Here is a 16312-nt window from a genome sequence, read left to right as displayed (position 1 = left end):
GATTCACTTCCTTCGGATCCTTCCGGGGAATCATCGGGCAGCCCAAACCATGCCGCGCTGCATCATCGTCAGGACTTCCGGCATGGTGACGATGTTCAAGGAGTGTCCCAGCGAACAATAGAATACGCGTCCTTTGCCGTATTTCTTCGTCCAGACGACCGGCATGATCACTTCTCTCCAAACCTCCGGCGGATGTACTTGGAAACGGGTGGTGGCGAGAACCTCGTTGGCCGGATCAACCAGCATGTAATACTGTTCGCTAGTAACCGTGAAATCCCGAATCCCCGCCGTGATCGGGTTGTTCCGATTCACGATGTGCACCTGGTAAGTGACTCCCTCGCCTCCGGGATGGGCGACGAATTGTCCGCCTACCATAAGCTGATAATCGATTTCGCCGCGAAACGCATCCCCCATGCCGCCATGCATCCCGGCGACGCCGGTTCCGCGGCTGACGGCATCCAGAAAATTCCGCAGCTGCTCCTGCGTGAGCGTGCCCAGGGTCCAATCGGGAACGATCAAATCCGTCCTTCTTAATTTCTCCTTGTCCAGCAAACTGTCCAACGTATTCGAGATTTCCACCTGGAAGTTTTCTTTTCTCAGCAGACCCGCGAGAATCTCCGCAATCTCTCTCGGTTTGTGAGGAAGATATCCTCCTTGTAGGATTAGCGCGGTTCTGGACTTGCCGTGGCCGCGAAGGGCTGTCTGAGGTCTCAGGTTTATGACGGGGGATCCGTTATTTGTCATGGGGACCAGCCTCCGAAGATCTGACATTATCACTCAGAGACATTATATGGGGGAGCTTTCAGGAAAATTAGTCGTATCGGGGATGGACGGGGAGGAAAATGGAAGACTGTCATTTCGCGTATTGGATCGTCGATCCGGAGGCGCGTACGCTCGAGCAATATCGTCATGCCAACGAAGCGCGTTATGAGTTGTCGGGCTTCTATGAGGGCGATGATCGGGTGACGCCGCGAATCGGAACCATCGGCAGACGAACAAAATAAATTTTCCAACAACCCCCTAAAATAGGCCCAGCCCTTCCGAATGTGTATGGTAAAAGATTCCTCACATTTCCCGAAGGGCAGGTTGAAACGAATGAAGAAGATTCATCTCGCAGTCGTCTCGGTATTGGCCTTGTCGCTTGCCGCCGCGAATACCGCCATGGCGAAACCGCACGGAAAGCCGATCAAACAGGAGAAACACAAGACCGGCCTCGAGAACGCGCTGGATCACGTCAAAAATCCGAAAGCCCGGGAAGCGATCAAACGCGCGATCGAGCGGCAGAAGCAGAAGCGCGAAGAGCAAGCGACAACCGACGAGCAAATCGTCGCGGCCGACAAGGCGGCGCTCGCCATCGGATTCAGCGGAACGGACACGGCTGCAGCCGTCACGCAGGCGCTGAACCTGCCCGTGGCCGGCAAATTCGGCTCCGTGATTACCTGGACCTCCAGCAATGCCGCGGTCATCTCGAACGACGGCAAGACGGTCGTGCGACCGGCCGACGCGGACGTGAAGGTCGTATTGACCGCCACGATCACGAAGAACGCGGTAACCGCGACGAAAACGTTCGAACTCACGGTGAAGGCGCAGCTTACCGACGCGCAGATCGTCGCCGCCGACAAAGCCGCGCTGGCCATCGGGTTCAGCGGCAATGACAACGCCGGCTTCGTCACTTCGCCGGTCACGCTCCCCGCGAAAGGCACGAACGGCTCTGCGATCGCTTGGGTTTCCAGCGCACCCGCCATCGTATCGAATGACGGCAAAACCGTGAACCGTCCGACGGTCGGCCAAGGAGACGCCACGGTCACCTTGACGGCGATTCTGACGAGCGGAAGCGTCACCGACTCCAGAACGTTTACGCTGATCGTGAAAGCGCAGCTCTCCGATGCGGAGAAGGTAGCCGCAGACAAGGCCGCGCTCGCGATCGGCTACGCGCAAGGCGATTCCGCCGCCAACGTGACGACCAAGCTGACTCTGCCGACGGTGGGGGCGAACGGCTCTGCGATCGCGTGGGTTTCCAGTGCTCCGGCGATCATCTCGAACGACGGCAAAACCGTAAACCGCCCCGCAGCCGGCCAAGGAGACGCGGTCGTGACGCTGATCGCCACGATCTCCAGCAACGGAGTCACGGACGTGAAGCCGTTCACCGTGACCGTGAAGCAGCAGCTGACCGACGCGCAGAAAGTCGCCGCCGACAAGGCCGCCCTGGCCATCGGGTTCAGCGGCGCGGACAGCGCGGCTGGCGTCACTGCCAAGCTGACGCTGCCGAAGGTAGGCGCGAACGGCTCTACCATCGTGTGGTATAGCAGCGATGCCTCCATCGTCAAGGACGACGGAACGGTCATTCGTCCCGCAGCCGGTACCGCCGAAAGGACGGTGACGCTCACGGCGATCATCGTGAACGGAGCCGCTTTCGACACGAAGGCCTTCACCGTAACGGTTAAGCAACTTCCGTAATCCGTTATCAAATGGGATCAGAGATATAGAATCGCCCTTCCCCAAGCCGATGCAGGCAGAGGGAAGGGCGATCCTCATTTTATGCCTCTTGCTTGTCCTGCAACTCCCGCGCATCCCGGTACGGAACGGAGAACGATACGGTCGTGCCTTCCCCTTCCGCGCTGTGGATGGACAAGCCTTTTCCGTACATTTGCGTCAGACGGCGGTTCGTGTTGGACAGCCCGATTCCGCCTCGGCTTATGCCGGCCGAAAGGAGCGCTTGCCGGACGGTTTCCGGTTTCATCCCCTTGCCGTCATCCCGCACCTCGATCCCTGCGGATTTCTCCCCGCGGACGATTCGGATTCGGACCGTGCCGCCTTTGCCCCGGCTTAAGACTCCGTGTCGCACCGCGTTCTCGACCAGCGGCTGGATCGTCAGCGGAGGCAGCAGCAGCTCGATTTCCGGGTCTACTTCCCACTCGATGTTCAGCCTGTCTCCGAAACGTTCTTTCTCGATATACAGATAGGCTTGGACGAGCTCCAGCTCGTGGGTGAGGGCAACCTGTTTCCCCGAGTTCAGGTAATCGAAGCTGATCCGCAAATAGGACGTGAAGGCGTCCCCGAGCTTCCGCATTCGCTCCTGGTCCAGGTCGCTCAGCGCCATGATCGAGTTCAGCGTATTGAACAGGAAATGGGGATGGATTTGCGCCTGCAGGTAAGCGGCCTCCATGCGCTGCCGTTCGTGGACGGAGCGCTTCATGGTGGTCAGCGACAGGATCCGGTATTTCAGCTCGAGCGCGTCGACCGGCTTCGTGACGTAATCGTTGGCCCCGGACTTGAAGCCCGCGTAGATGTCCGCCGGTTCGCTGCGCGCGGTCAGCAGCAGCACCGGAAGCTCCGCAACGGAGAATCGTTCCCTCACCTTCTGCGTAAGCTCGTAACCGGACATGTGCGGCATCATGACATCGGCGATGATCAAATCCCAAGGCTCCGACTCGAGCAATTCCAGCGCCTCGCGCGCGGAAGTCGCCGTTCTGACGCGATAAGGCTCCGACGAGAGGATGCCGGCGAGCACCTTCAGGTTGACGGGGTCGTCATCCACCGCAAGGATGTTCGCTTTTCCGTCCCCAAGGGGCGACGAATGGATCTGCGAGGCGGACCATACTTCGTCCGCGGCGTCCGTCTCGATCCATGAAGCGGCAACCTCCTCGAATCCCGATGCCTCGTGCGGGGGAAGGTTCCGGGAAGAAGGAAGACCGGACGGACCGGCGAGCGGCAGGGAGAAGCGGAACGCCGAGCCTCGGCCCGGCTCGGAGCGAACCGTAAGTTCACTCCCGTGAAGCTCCACCATCTGCTTGCAAATGCTTAAGCCGAGACCGATTCCCCGCCCGTCGCTGATGCCGAGCGGGCCTTGCTCGTAAGGGCCGAATACGCGAGCCTTCGTTTCCTCGTCCATTCCGGCCCCGGTATCGGATACCTCCATGACGGCGAGCCCGTTCTCCACCCTGGCGGAAACGGCGATCGTCCCTTTGTCGGTATATTTCAGCGCGTTATGCAGCAAGTTGAGCAAAATCTGGACGAGCCGCTTCTCATCCGCCAAGACGGGCGGCATCGATTCGTCGATGTCCATGCTGAGGCGGACGGACTTGCCTTCCGCCATGAACCGGAGCATGCCGAACACGCCGGATACGAGCGGGGGAAGGGACAGCGGCTCCTTGCGCAGCGTGATGCGGTTTTCCTTCAATCGCACGACGTCGAGCAGATCGTCCAGCAAATGCGACATGCGGCGGCTGACCGTAACGAGCAGCTCCATGTCCTTCAGGCTTCTGCCGTCCATCGACCTCCGTTCCTTGTCCGCCACGGTCTGGGCGATGTTCATGATTCCGTGCAGCGGCGTCCGCAGCTCGTGCGAGGTTTGCGCGAGAAATTGGTCCTTCAGCTTGTCGGCCATCCGAAGCTGTTCGGTCAGGCGCGCGTTTTCCGCGGCATTGCGGAAGTACTGCTTGAACCAGTATGCGGAGAAACCGACGATGGCCGTGATCAGATCGATCGGATAGTACACGCCGGGAGTCGGCGAATATTTTTCGAACGCTCCCCAGACGACGTTGGAGATGATGCTCGTGGCGGACATCATCAAGAAGATGGCTTCGGGTTGTTTTCGGGTCAGCATCCGGCCGATCAGATAGAAGAACCAGGCGAATGGGAACAGGTAGAGCGCCGAAAAGATTCTATATTCGATAGAGTAGTAAATCAGCGGCGAATTCGCGGCCAGCAGGAACCCCGAATAGACCGCGAGGGCGGCTGAGTACGCGCGGAACGGCACCGTCCAGATTCGGATCTTCCCGAAGATTCTCGCCATCAGCAGGATGAAGAAAGCTATCCATAGGTAAGACAGCACCCGGATTTTCAAAGCCCAGGCGAAGCTCAGAGGGATCCATCTTGGCAACAGCTGATTGTCGGCGGTGATGACGGTGAAGGCGGCCGTCAAGAGCAGCAGGAAGAAGACGACAAACGTCTTTTCCCGCGGATGGAAGAAGTATAGGATACACGTATAGACAGCATGCAGCAGGATGACGATGAAGGTCACGAACTGGAAGCCGACCGAGTGCCACCGTTCGGTATCGACGGCCTTCTCCGTGCCGAAACGGATGTTCTTGACCAAGCCGCCGAGGAACGGGTTCTCGAAATTGGCGACGCGAACGAGCAGTTCGATCTCTTGCTCTCCGTGTGCCGTATAGTAGACGGTATCGGGATACCGCTGGGGCTTGTACGCTTCCGCGCGGTCTGCCGGGAGCCCGATCAAGCCGGCCAGGCGTCCGTTGATTTCGATGGCGGCGGAGGCCTGAATGTCTTGGATCCAGAAAGCGAAATGCTGATCCGGCTCCGTGTTCGCGAGAATGCGCAGCCGATAGGTTCCGTAACCGGTCGAGGAGCCGGATCCTGCAGACATGTCTCTCCGCCAATCTCCTGGAACGTGAATGAAGCGCGGGCGGTCGGCGGATGGCTGCCGCAAGTCCCCGTCTTTCAGAAGTTTTCCGGGGTAGAACTCCCATACTCCATCCAAGGGAACGGATGGGGAGCTCTTGAAGTCCCATCCGCGGAGATCAAGAACGCCTTGCACGGCAGTCGGATGCTCGGGCGTTGGATACAGATGAGCCCACAGCCACCGCATGCCTAGCAGGGCGGAGAGAAAAAGAATCATCGTGGCGATATATTTCAGGGCGTGTTTGCTTCTCGTTATCCATGTCATGTTGCTATAATTCGATACGTTTCGTGTTTTTCCTTTTTCGGACGCTCTCAAGACAAGCTCGTGTTGACATTCCGTCAAGAAGTAACTACAATGGTTACAACGGTGGTGAGACCTGTGAAACAGATCAGCAGCAGATTTTCCATCGCGGTCCATGTCCTTATCTTGCTCGCGGTCAGCCCCAAGGAATGTACCGGCGATTTTCTCGCGGCCAGCGTGAACACCAACCCCGTGATTATCCGCAGGATCATGGGCATGCTCAAGAAAGCGGGTCTGGTGGACGTGCGTGCCGGAGTCGGCGGCGCTTCCTTGCGGAAAGAACCGTCTCAGATCACGCTTCTCGACGTCTACCGCGCCGTGCAAGTGATCGAAGAAGGGCAGCTGTTCAACTTCCATGACAATCCGAATCCGAATTGTCCGGTGGGACGCAACATCGAGTCCGCCCTCCGCGCGGAGCTGACGGAAGCCCAATCCGCCATGGAGCGGAGGCTGGCTCAAGTCACGGTGGACCAGCTCATTTCCCGGTTTCAATAAGAAAAGCCTCTGAAGGGCTTTTTTTATAACCAAGTTGTAATCGGAGTTGTTATAACAACATAGGTTACAACAAATTTACCAAAAGTGGAGGAATCATGGTCATGAAAATGATGGTAACCGGAGCGACAGGAAAATTGGGATCTCTCGTGGTGGAGAAGTTGCTGGAAACCGTGCCGGCCGGAGACTTGGCGGTCAGCGTCCGCAACCCGGAGAAAGCGGCGTCCCTGCGAGACCGGGGCGTAGACGTCCGGCAGGGCGATTTCGACCGGCCGGAGACGCTGGATCGGGCGTTCGCCGGCGTGGACCGTCTGCTGATCATCTCGGCGGATGGCGACACCGAAACCCGGATCCGCCAGCATCAGGCTGCCGTCGCGGCGGCCAAACGCGCGAACGTCGGCTTCATCGCGTATACGAGCGCGCCGAATGCAAGCGAATCGTCGCTGTTCCTTGCCGAAGTGCACCGCGTGACGGAAGAAGCGATCCGCGCGACGGGCATTCCTTATTCCTTCTTGCGGAATAACTGGTACTTGGAGAATGAGACGGGCACGGTGCAAGCCATTCTCGGCGGAGCGCCTTGGCTGACGTCCGCGGGCTCCGGCAAGGTCGGCTGGGCGGCGCGCCGCGATTATGCGCATGCAGCCGCGGCAGTTCTGGCGGGAAGCGGACATGAGAATACGGTTTACGAGCTTTCCGGCAAACTGTTAACCCAAGAAGAATTGGCCGCCGTCCTCGCCGGCGTCCTGGGCCGCGAAGTTCCCGTGCAGCAGGTCGACGACGAAACGTATGCCGGCATCATGTCGGGCGCGGGCGTGCCCGAGTTCGTCGTGCCGATTCTCGTGGGGATCCAGAAGGGGATCCGGGACCGCACGCTGGAGGTTGTCAGCGGCGATCTCGAGAAATTGCTGGGCCGCCCGGTTACGCCGCTCAGCGAAGGATTCCGTCAAATCGTTAACGAGATTCAGTCTTAATCGATTGTGAAACGCAGAAGCTGTCCCAGCAGGTCCCGTGCGGCCGGAGGGACAGCTTTTCTCGGTGATTCAGAAAGTATCGAATCCGCCATCCTTTTCTGAATCACCTCCGATAAAACGTCTACCCGTCCATAAAGGACGGCGTAGCCGTTTTTCTCGTTTCACGAGATGCGAAACCCGTTCCGATCGCGTAAACTAGAAGCAGGAAAGCCCGTACATGAAAGGAGAAGATGGCGATGACCTTCGCAAGACCTCCCTGCTAATGCGTAACGGCTAACCGTTCGCGAGCGCCCCCAGCTTCGGTTGACACCCTGATCATCCGAAGCGGAGGGAGCTCCATATGAACATTTTGCCTAACGTGTTGCCGAATATAGGGAAGCTGTATGCGATCCGGTTCTTCCACAGTCTCATTCCCGCTTACGTAATCGAGAGACTGTATTGGGAAGAGCGGGGCATGACCATTCCGTTGGTCGTCTATGCGGAGATCATCTACGCCGCCTCGAACGTTCTGCTCGAGGTTCCCACGGGAATGATCGCGGACAGATGGGGTCGCAAGCGCATGCTGATGTTGGCCGCGGCTATGGGTTGCCTCGAATTTCTGATTTTGCTGTATGCGTCCGAATTCTGGCACTTCGCCTTGGTCGTCTTTCTCGCGGCGATCGGGAGCTCGGCCGCCAGCGGGGCCGGGGATGCCTTGCTGTACGATTCCTTGCGGTCAGCCGGCCGGGAGGGAGCGTTCGAGAAGATTCTGGGCCGCCTGAACTCGGTCGATATCTCTTCGACGATCCTGGCCGCTTTATGCGGGAGCCTGCTCGCGGGCCGTTACGGTCTCGAGTTCAATTACTGGATTTCCTTGGGAAGCATGCTCATCTGCCTGGCCGTCACGTTTACGCTCGCCGAACCGCCTTCCGCGTACCGCGAAGAACAAGCGGTGGACCGGCCGATGCCGATGCGGACGTATTGGACCGCTTCCTTGCGCTTCTTCCGGCGCAATCCGGGAGTCAGGCTCGTCGTCTTGTCGGGCATGGTCACCGGAGCGGCAATCAATTTCGTCGACGAATTCTGGCAGACGTACCTGAATCGGGTCGGCGTTCCGGTCGTTTATTTCGGTTTGGTCTCGGCCGCGATCTTCTTGTGCAGGCTGCCGGGCAACCTCCTTGCCTATAAGCTGAAGGAGGTGTTCGGGTATCGGACGCTGCTGTCCGTCGTGACCGCGGGGGTGGCCGCCGGATTCCTGGTTCTCTCGCTCTCAAGGGGCTTCGAAGGCTTGGCGGCGCTTGCATTCGTCTGCACGCTGGGCGGCATGATCGAACCGCTCGCCTCCGGCTACTTGCACCACCGGGCCGATTCCTCCATGCGGGCGACGATCGGTTCCTTCCAGTCGCTGGGGGAAAACGCGGTCGTGAGCATAGTCGGGATCGGATTCGGTTATTTCTCCTCGAAAATGGACATTTTCGGAGGATTCGGGTTCATTGCCGTGGTGGCCTTCGCGTTCTGGATTGGTTTCTCCGCCACGTCCCGCAAGGTTGTCCGATGAGGAAGCGCAGGGGTTGTCCGGATGGCCGTATCGGCTGTCGGGGCAGCCCCGTTTTCGTTCCTTTGCGCGCCGAAGTCGGAAACGAGCATCACGCCGGCAAACACGAATCCGGCTCCCGCCAAGTGAGGAAGCCATACGGGAACGCTCGCGTCTGTGCGGATTGTGGATAAAGTGGGGGCATTCTGGGGATAACTGGCCTCGATATCCCCAGTTTTTCGAGGGGATTGCCTTCAGGGATAACTTGATCCGCTCCCGGGCATGTTATGGAGAAAAGCAAGGGAGTGGGCGGGAATGGCAAGAAGAAACCGGAGATACGTCGTGCCCGGCGCCGAACAGGGCATGCGGAATTTCAAAGCCGAAGTCATGCGGCGGGAAGGGTACGAAGTGAATCCGAACCGGCCGGACGACGTGAAGTTCGAGGTGGCCAAGGAGCTTGGCGTCCCCTTGCAGCCCGGCGACAACGGAGAGCTGTCCACGGAATCGGTCGGCCACGTCGGCGGCAAAATTGGCGGAACCATGGTCCGGGAAATGATCCGGCTCGCCCAGAAGAAGCTGGCGAACCGGGAGGAGCCATAACGAATGAACGCCCTGGAACCGATTAGACCGTCCAGGGCGTTCATTCTTATTCCTCTCCCGCCCGGCATTAACGTGACGGAAGGACGGCTAAATTCAGCAGCCAGCTGGACGTGCGGTCCAGGTTCCGGGTATTCCGGGCCGAGTTCTGAACCGCGATGTTCAGGATAATCCGGACCGTACTGCCCGTGTTGTTATTGAACAGCACCCGGTTCGGCCTCAGGCCGCCGGCGCCGCCGCGGGCTCTGAACACGCCGGGGCTGGGAAGCGCTTCGACTAATCGTATTCGGAGGAAGGGACGAGCGAAACCGCCACCTATCCTCATGGTCCGGTAAATGGGGGAACGTCCCTTTTTACGCGTGCTGCAGCAGCCAATTCGTGAATTCGGCGGGTTTCATCGGTTTCCCGTAATAGAATCCTTGCATGACGTTGCAGCCGATGCCGCTCAGGAAATCGATCTGCTCCTTCTTCTCGACCCCTTCCGCCACCACGTTCAGCTGAAGCTGCGTGGCCATGACGATCATCGCGCCTATGATGGCCCGTTTGGAGGCCGAATCGCTTTCCTGGATGAATGTCTTATCGATTTTCAAGGTGTCGATCGGGATGCGGTCCAGCGAGCCGAGGGAGGAGTAGCCCGCCCCGAAATCGTCCATGGAAATGACGACCCCGAGATCGCGCAGAGGCTTGAGCTGGTTCACGATATCTTCCAGGTCGTAGAGCACGATCGACTCCGTGATCTCCAGCTCCAGCAGACGTGACGGCAGCCCGGTCTCGAGAAGGGCTTGCCCGACCATGTCCACCAGACTCCGGCTTAGGAACACCCGCACGGACAAATTCACCGAAACCGGCAGCTCCGGCATCCCTTCTTCGATCCATTGCTTGTTCTGGCGGCAGGCTTCTTCCAGTATCCAGCGCGTCATGGGGACGATGAGTCCCGTCTCTTCGGCGAGCGGAATGAATTCCTCCGGAGGGACGATGCCGAGCGTGCCATGATTCCAGCGAAGCAGCGCTTCGAAGCCGACGGGGCGATCCGTTTGCGCGTTCCATTTGGGTTGGTACACGATGAAGAACTCCCGCTGCTTCACCGCTTTGCGAAGATCCTTCTCCAGCGTCATCCTGCGGATCAGGGATCTGTCCATTTCCTCGTCGAAGAGGCAGTACCGGTTCTTGCCCGCGTTCTTGGCGTTGTACATCGCGGTGTCCGCCGCCTTCAGCAGCGCGGAACGGTCCGTGCCGTGTTCGGGAGACTTGCTGATCCCGATGCTGGCGGTGACGTACAGCTCGTTCTCTTCGATCAAATAAGGGGCTTTGATCGCCTCCAGAATGTTTTCTGCCAACCCCTCTGCTTGTCCCGGTTTACTATCCTTCAGTACGACCAGGTATTCATCCCCGCCGATGCGGAAGACGAGGCAGTCGGGGTTCAAGAAAGCCTGAAGCCGCTCGCCGACCCTCTGCACCAGCTTGTCGCCGACGCCGTGCCCCAGTGTATCGTTAATCGTTTTGAACTGGTCCAGGTCGATGAACAGCACGGCGGTGCCGGATAATTTGCCTGCGTGCTCCTCGAAATAGCGGTTCATCTCGTGACGGTTCGGCAGCCCCGTCAGGGAGTCGCTGTACGCGAGCTTCTCCAGGATGTGCCGGTCGAGGAACATGGCGCCCCAGGATACCAGCAGGATGACCAGGGTCGTTACCGCCACGCCGATCAGCAGGAACAAATTGATTTCCGAGGGTTCCGCCTGCCCGGAGACGGAGGTTCCGCACCAGAATCGGGCGGCCCTCATCCCGGTATAATGCATGCCGCAGATGGCGATCCCCATGACGACCGACGCCAATCCTTTCCACCAGCTGGCTTTGGGATCGCCGCGGAACCGGATGAACAGCAGCATCGCCGCATAGGAAGCTGCAAGGGCGATCAGCGCGGACAGCGTCCAGTACAAGGGATCGTAACTGAGCATCGCGTTCATGCGCATAGCCGACATGCCGGTATAGTGCATGGCGACGATCCCGATGCCCATGAAAAAACCGCCGACCGCGAAATTTCTCCAATTGATGTTCTGCGGCAGCGTAATGCGAAACGCGATATAGGAGGAAACGATGCTCGCCGCCATGGACAGGATCGTGACGGTCACGTTGTAGTTGACCGGGATGTCCAGGTGGAAGGCCATCATGCCGATGAAGTGCATGGACCATACGCCGCTGCCCATCACGAAAGCGCCCAACAGCAGCCACCCCGTTTTGGCCCGGCCCTGGACGCGCGATATTTTGGCGGCGAGGTTCAGGGCGGAGTAGGACGCCAGCGCAGCGATCGCGAAGGAGAGCAGCACGATCCAGTAATTGTAATGTCCATGCAAATACATCGGGAGGTCACCTCGAGATTGTTCTTGCATGTTGTCATTCGATTATAAACGACAAACCTCAACAATTTCTCAACATCCATCCCGGGACGACATCGGACGGGAACGCCTGGCGCTGCTGGCGGGACCGTCGGACACTAGGATCAGGGGATGGACGCGCGGGCAGCGGATGGATCGGCATGGATAAGCTCACAATAATTCCGCAAAGGATGACCTCTACGGCTATCCGGCTCCTCAATCTTGTTGCGGCGCGCTTTATTTCCCGGCGTCATGGCGGAGACCGGCAATCCGTCTCGACGCGAGTACGGGATTGCCGGCTTCGGGATTGAGCGGTATGATGGGTCCTGAAGAGACAGCTTTCGAAATGAGGACATCGACATGAAACCTTCCCTATACGGCCTGACTTTCGAGCAACTGGTCCGGTGGCTGGAGGAAAGCGGGCATAAGAAATCCCGGGCCTTGCAGGTGTGGGATTGGCTGTACCGCAAGCGGGTGACGGAATTCTCGGCCATGGAGGACGTAAGGCCGGAGTTGAGGCAGCTGCTGGAGGAACGGCATGAGATTCAAACGATGGCGGAGCACACGAGGCAGGAATCCGTGGACGGGACGGTCAAGTTTCTGTTCCGCTTGCGTGACGGCAACCTGATCGAGACCGTTCTGATGCGGCACAAATTCGGCCTGTCGGTTTGCGTCACGACGCAGGTGGGCTGCAACATCGGCTGCAGCTTCTGCGCGAGCGGGCTGCTGGCCAAGAGCCGGGATTTGTCCGCCGGGGAAATCGTGGAGCAGATCATGAACGTGCAGCTGCATCTCGACCGGGCGGGCCGGGGGGAACGGGTGAGCCACGTCGTCGTGATGGGGATCGGAGAGCCGTTCGACAACTATAGCAACCTGCTCGATTTCCTCGCGGTCATCAAAGACGCGAAAGGCCTGGCCATCGGCCCGAGGCATATTACCGTATCGACCAGCGGGCTCGCGGATAAGATCAAGCAATTCGCCGACGACGATCCCGGGGTGAACCTCGCGATTTCGCTGCACGCCCCGAATGACGAGCTGCGGACTCGCATCATGAAGATCAACCGCGCCATCCCGATCGGAAAGCTGCTGCAGGCGATCGATTATTATTTGGAGAGAACGAAGCGGAGAATCACGATCGAATATATCTTGCTGAGAGACATCAACGACCGCAGTGAGCATGCGCTTGAGTTGGCGGAGCTGATCGGCAGCCGGCGTCCGCTCGTGAACGTAAACTTGATCCCCTACAATCCGGTGGATGAACACAGTCAGTATCAGCGAAGCTCGAAAGAAGCGATCGACGGGTTCTACGACACGTTGAAAAAGCAGGGAGTGAGCTGCAGCGTCCGGTTGGAGCATGGAACGGACATCGACGCCGCATGCGGACAGCTCCGAAGCAAGCAGATTCAAGCTTCCTCCTGACGGTACTTATGATCGGAAAGACGGCCAACACGAAGAACATGTCCCCGGACGTTATTTTGAGGATGTCGGCCCCGAATTATGCTTGGGAGGAATGTTATGGCCTTGGCGAAGGCCAGGCGGCGAGGATCGACGACACGTTGAAAAAGCAGGGAGTGAGCTGCAGCGTCCGGTTGGAGCATGGAACGGACATCGACGCCGCATGCGGACAGCTCCGAAGCAAGCAGATTCAAGCTTCCTCCTGACGGTACTTATGATCGGAAAGACGGCCAACACGAAGAACATGTCCCCGGACGTTATTTTGAGGATGTCGGCCCCGAATTATGCTTGGGAGGAATGTTATGGCCTTGGCGAAGGCCAGGCGGCGAGGATCGCAGCAAGGCGATCCCGATTCCGGTGCCGATCAGGAAACAGGCGAGCGCAGACAACGGCAAGGCGGATAATTCCCATATGGAGCGGCCGAGCATCGTTTGGACGCCGATCGAGCTCAGTCCCGCCAGATAGAGGATACCGGCGGCATGAACCGCTCGTCGCTTCTCCCTGCCGGGGAGAGCCGTCCGTTCGGCCAGCCAGGCCGCGAGCGGCAGGACCTGCAAGGCATGGAAGCCGAAACCGTGCAGCCAGATGATATTCCCGCCCGTGCCGGTATAGCGGTCCTGCTGTACGGAGATCCAGATCCCGGCGGCGAAAGAAATGACGGTGGCAATCATGGCGTATCGGATGCCCAAGTTCAAGATCGGGCGATCGCCGCGGGATCTCGCGAAGAAATATTGGACGGCCAGAATGAGGTAGAAAACGACCAGCAGAACGGCCACGAGGCCGAAGACGGCGCCAAGCAAGGCGTCCGCAGCTGTCCCGGATTGCGTGAACCGGGGATTGATGCCGCGGAAGTGCTGGACCGTTTCCACGCCATAGGCGTACAAGCAGAGGGCGATGTACGTCCAGCGGAAAACGGCGCGAACTCGGCTGCCCATGCCGGAGAACGGGAGTATCGCCGCCGTCGACACTACGAACATTCCGAGCGCGGCGTTGAAGGAGAACGCCTTTGACACGTCCCCCTCCGGCGGAACGGATCCGCCCTTCATGATCACCCATAAAGCGCATGCGCCGGCCAGCAGGAAGCCGAGCAGCCCGGTCCATACCAACCCTTGTTCCCCTTGGAAAAACCGCGTCGATTCGCTTTGCATGGTCTTTGCGGCGGACATAAGAATTTCCTCCCTTTCCCATTTCGTCAACTTCAGACTAACGGCTTCCGGGGAGATTCACGACGGTCCGGAGAATGGAACCGCAACCCGCTCTTCGTCTGTTCCGCGACAGACTCCGGACGGAGGAACGCTTCGTTCCGGCGGCGGATTGCAGCACAAGCAACGAGATCCCGCTTCCAGCTGCCCTTGGATCTTTGTGCAGTTTCAGCTTCTTTTCAGCAGTTTTTCATCCCCGTTTCAGCTTTCCAAATTATTCTGGACCCTGTGAACCCACTCCATCGCGTAACGGCGGACAGGTCGGTGCCAAGAATGAAGCTTACCATCGGGAAAAAATTGATGATCGGATTCGCGGTCGTGCTTGCGCTTTTCATCACGAATGCGGTCGTATCGACCCGCACGATGTTGAACATGGGGAAGGAAGCCGAGAATTTGCAGGACCGCGTCATCCCGAAGATCACACTGCTGGGGGACATGAAATCGGACATCGTCAATATCGAACGCTTGGCCTTGCGGCTGGCCATCGATGGCGACGCCGGGCAGAAGAAGCTGCTGGAAGGGCAGATCAACGTCGCCATCCAAGATCTGCTAAGCCTGCAAAAAAAGTACGACTCCCAAGATGTCGCCGGGGAAGAGAATAGGCTTCGGGCCGTGCTCACGGCAAACGAACAGACGATGGGCACCTTGATGCCGAAGTTGATCGACGCCGGCAAGGCCAACGACACCGCGACGGCGAACCGGGTTGCCGGGGAATTGAAAACTCCGTTCGACAACGCTCTCAGCACCATCGAGAATATCATTGCTTTGAACAAGCAGGTTTCGGATGCGAGTCTGGACGTTACGATCAAGCATAACCGTACAGGGATCGGCTTCGTGACTCTGGTGAGCGTTTTCGCCCTCCTGCTGGGGGTACTCATCGTTATCCTCATGTCCCGCATGATCACCAAGCCGATCGTTCGGATGGCCAAGGCGGCCAAGCGGATTTCGGAGGGGGATTTGACGGGGGATGCGATTCGGGTGAAGAACCGGGACGAGATCGGCGATCTGGCCCGATCGTTCAACGAAATGTCGGGCAGTCTCCGCGGTCTGATTCGCCAATTGGAACGAAGCGCAGGACATGTGGCCGCTTCCGCGGAAAATTTGTCGTCCGGCACGGAACAAATCAGCAAGGCTTCCGGGCAAATCGTCTCGACGATCGAGAACGTAGCGGCCCGCTCCGACGAACAAATGCGGAGCCTCCGCGAAAGCGCGGCATCCGTCGGAGAGATGTCCGTCGGAGCCGGTCATATCGCCTCGAACGCGGAGAACGTCACGGAGAACGCGGTCCGCGCGGCGCGGCTGGCAACCGAAGGGAACGATAAAATCCGGGATACCGTCCGGCAGATGGACGCCGTGGAGCAGACGGTGAACCGGTTGGCACAAGCCGTGGGAGGACTGGGTGAACGGTCGGAGCAAATCGGCCAAATCGTGCAGGTGATGACGGGGATCGCTTCCCAGACGAAGCTTCTCGCTCTCAATGCGTCCATCGAGGCGGCCAGGGCCTTGGAGCATGGCAGCGGGTTCGCGGTGGTCGCCGCGGAGGTGCGCAAGCTGGCCGAGCAGTCAGCGGAGTCCGCCGGGCAGATTGCCCAAATGGTCTCGGCTATCCAGGAAGAGACCTCCCGCACGGTACGGCTGATGGCGGCGGGCAAACAAGAGGTGACGGAAGGCATTCTGGCCGTCAATCTGGCAGGACAAGCCTTCGAGCAAATTCAGCATGCGGCGGCCCAGGTCGCCCAGCAGATGCAGGAGGTTTCCGCCGCCGCGGAACAGATGTCCGCCGGTACGGAACAGATGGTTCTCTCGATCGGCGTCATCTCCGATGCCGCCGACACGACCGCTTCCGGCATGCGGGACGTATCGTCGTTCGTGGAAGAGCAGCTTGCGTCCATGGAGGAAATCAATGCATCCGCTTCCGCGCTTTCGGACATGTCGGTCGAGCTGCGCGCGCTCGTCGGCCAGTTCCAGGTTTGAAGCCAAGGAAGAGA

General features: G+C 58.9%; 13 protein-coding genes and 1 pseudogene. 9 read left to right on the top strand and 5 right to left on the bottom strand.

The window, feature by feature from the left end:
- Positions 1 to 30 precede the first annotated feature (30 nt).
- On the bottom strand, positions 31 to 744 hold the full coding sequence (locus tag GE107_RS08385) for a ThuA domain-containing protein (RefSeq protein WP_219639235.1): 714 nt from the start codon (positions 742 to 744) through the stop codon (positions 31 to 33).
- Between the two features lie 98 nt (positions 745 to 842).
- Between GE107_RS08385 and GE107_RS08380 the strand changes: the two genes are divergently transcribed.
- Together GE107_RS08380 and GE107_RS08375 are read left to right on the top strand one after the other, a co-directional pair.
- On the top strand, positions 843 to 1004 hold the full coding sequence (locus GE107_RS08380; RefSeq protein WP_219639234.1) for a Uma2 family endonuclease: 162 nt from the start codon (positions 843 to 845) through the stop codon (positions 1002 to 1004).
- Positions 1005 to 1095: 91 nt separating this feature from the next.
- Entirely contained in the window at positions 1096 to 2457 is a 1362-nt protein-coding gene (locus GE107_RS08375) for an immunoglobulin-like domain-containing protein (protein ID WP_219639233.1), read from the top strand.
- 79 nt (positions 2458 to 2536) lie between these two features.
- Here GE107_RS08375 and GE107_RS08370 read toward each other — a convergent pair whose 3' ends face one another.
- Positions 2537 to 5686 (bottom strand): hybrid sensor histidine kinase/response regulator, encoded by a 3150-nt coding sequence (locus tag GE107_RS08370; protein WP_219639232.1) that lies wholly within the window; start codon positions 5684 to 5686, stop codon positions 2537 to 2539.
- Positions 5687 to 5776: 90 nt separating this feature from the next.
- Here GE107_RS08370 and GE107_RS08365 point away from each other — a divergent pair, with 90 nt between their 5' ends.
- The 4 genes from GE107_RS08365 (at position 5777) to GE107_RS08350 (ending at position 9298) form a co-directional block, all read left to right on the top strand.
- Positions 5777 to 6217: an Rrf2 family transcriptional regulator gene (locus tag GE107_RS08365; RefSeq protein WP_219639231.1), complete on the top strand. Its 441-nt coding sequence runs from the start codon at positions 5777 to 5779 to the stop codon at positions 6215 to 6217.
- A gap of 101 nt (positions 6218 to 6318) precedes the next feature.
- Positions 6319 to 7185: an SDR family oxidoreductase gene (locus GE107_RS08360; protein WP_219639230.1), complete on the top strand. Its 867-nt coding sequence runs from the start codon at positions 6319 to 6321 to the stop codon at positions 7183 to 7185.
- A 340-nt stretch (positions 7186 to 7525) separates the two neighbouring features.
- Positions 7526 to 8722, top strand: coding sequence for an MFS transporter (locus tag GE107_RS08355; protein WP_219639229.1), 1197 nt, complete (start codon positions 7526 to 7528; stop codon positions 8720 to 8722).
- A 291-nt stretch (positions 8723 to 9013) separates the two neighbouring features.
- The gene (locus GE107_RS08350; protein WP_219639228.1) at positions 9014 to 9298 is read left to right on the top strand and encodes an alpha/beta-type small acid-soluble spore protein; all 285 of its coding nucleotides are present in this window, start codon (positions 9014 to 9016) and stop codon (positions 9296 to 9298) included.
- 67 nt (positions 9299 to 9365) lie between these two features.
- Here GE107_RS08350 and GE107_RS08345 read toward each other — a convergent pair whose 3' ends face one another.
- The gene (locus GE107_RS08345) at positions 9366 to 9548 is read right to left on the bottom strand and encodes a hypothetical protein (protein ID WP_219639227.1); all 183 of its coding nucleotides are present in this window, start codon (positions 9546 to 9548) and stop codon (positions 9366 to 9368) included.
- Between the two features lie 100 nt (positions 9549 to 9648).
- Entirely contained in the window at positions 9649 to 11652 is a 2004-nt protein-coding gene (locus GE107_RS08340; RefSeq protein ID WP_255570318.1) for a bifunctional diguanylate cyclase/phosphodiesterase, read from the bottom strand.
- Between the two features lie 375 nt (positions 11653 to 12027).
- Between GE107_RS08340 and rlmN the strand changes: the two genes are divergently transcribed.
- Positions 12028 to 13086: a dual-specificity RNA methyltransferase RlmN gene (gene rlmN / locus GE107_RS08335; protein ID WP_219639226.1), complete on the top strand. Its 1059-nt coding sequence runs from the start codon at positions 12028 to 12030 to the stop codon at positions 13084 to 13086.
- A gap of 131 nt (positions 13087 to 13217) precedes the next feature.
- A pseudogene (locus tag GE107_RS27395) lies at positions 13218 to 13328 on the top strand (dual-specificity RNA methyltransferase RlmN); the annotation flags it as partial.
- 51 nt (positions 13329 to 13379) lie between these two features.
- On the opposite strand, the gene GE107_RS08325 reads toward GE107_RS27395, so the two are convergent.
- Complete coding sequence (locus GE107_RS08325; RefSeq protein ID WP_219639225.1) at positions 13380 to 14288, bottom strand: hypothetical protein; 909 nt, start codon at positions 14286 to 14288, stop codon at positions 13380 to 13382.
- Between the two features lie 309 nt (positions 14289 to 14597).
- On the opposite strand from GE107_RS08325, the gene GE107_RS08320 reads away from it, so the two are divergent.
- Positions 14598 to 16298 (top strand): methyl-accepting chemotaxis protein, encoded by a 1701-nt coding sequence (locus tag GE107_RS08320; RefSeq protein WP_219639224.1) that lies wholly within the window; start codon positions 14598 to 14600, stop codon positions 16296 to 16298.
- Positions 16299 to 16312 lie beyond the last annotated feature (14 nt).

The sequence above is a fragment of the Cohnella sp. CFH 77786 genome (assembly GCF_019400745.1).
GTDB lineage: Bacteria > Bacillota > Bacilli > Paenibacillales > Paenibacillaceae > Cohnella.
This window is presented reverse-complemented; position numbering and strand designations above follow the sequence as displayed.

What these genes read in the sequence shown, in the direction of transcription:
- GE107_RS08385 (WP_219639235.1), bottom strand. Translation starts at nt 744, where the DNA reads ATGACAAATAACGGATCCCCCGTCATAAACCTGAGACCTCAGACAGCC.
- GE107_RS08380 (WP_219639234.1), top strand. Translation starts at nt 843, where the DNA reads ATGGAAGACTGTCATTTCGCGTATTGGATCGTCGATCCGGAGGCGCGT.
- GE107_RS08375 (WP_219639233.1), top strand. Translation starts at nt 1,096, where the DNA reads ATGAAGAAGATTCATCTCGCAGTCGTCTCGGTATTGGCCTTGTCGCTT.
- GE107_RS08370 (WP_219639232.1), bottom strand. Translation starts at nt 5,686, where the DNA reads ATGACATGGATAACGAGAAGCAAACACGCCCTGAAATATATCGCCACG.
- GE107_RS08365 (WP_219639231.1), top strand. Translation starts at nt 5,777, where the DNA reads ATGGTTACAACGGTGGTGAGACCTGTGAAACAGATCAGCAGCAGATTT.
- GE107_RS08360 (WP_219639230.1), top strand. Translation starts at nt 6,319, where the DNA reads ATGAAAATGATGGTAACCGGAGCGACAGGAAAATTGGGATCTCTCGTG.
- GE107_RS08355 (WP_219639229.1), top strand. Translation starts at nt 7,526, where the DNA reads ATGAACATTTTGCCTAACGTGTTGCCGAATATAGGGAAGCTGTATGCG.
- GE107_RS08350 (WP_219639228.1), top strand. Translation starts at nt 9,014, where the DNA reads ATGGCAAGAAGAAACCGGAGATACGTCGTGCCCGGCGCCGAACAGGGC.
- GE107_RS08340 (WP_255570318.1), bottom strand. Translation starts at nt 11,652, where the DNA reads ATGTATTTGCATGGACATTACAATTACTGGATCGTGCTGCTCTCCTTC.
- rlmN (WP_219639226.1), top strand. Translation starts at nt 12,028, where the DNA reads ATGAAACCTTCCCTATACGGCCTGACTTTCGAGCAACTGGTCCGGTGG.
- GE107_RS08325 (WP_219639225.1), bottom strand. Translation starts at nt 14,288, where the DNA reads ATGTCCGCCGCAAAGACCATGCAAAGCGAATCGACGCGGTTTTTCCAA.
- GE107_RS08320 (WP_219639224.1), top strand. Translation starts at nt 14,598, where the DNA reads ATGAAGCTTACCATCGGGAAAAAATTGATGATCGGATTCGCGGTCGTG.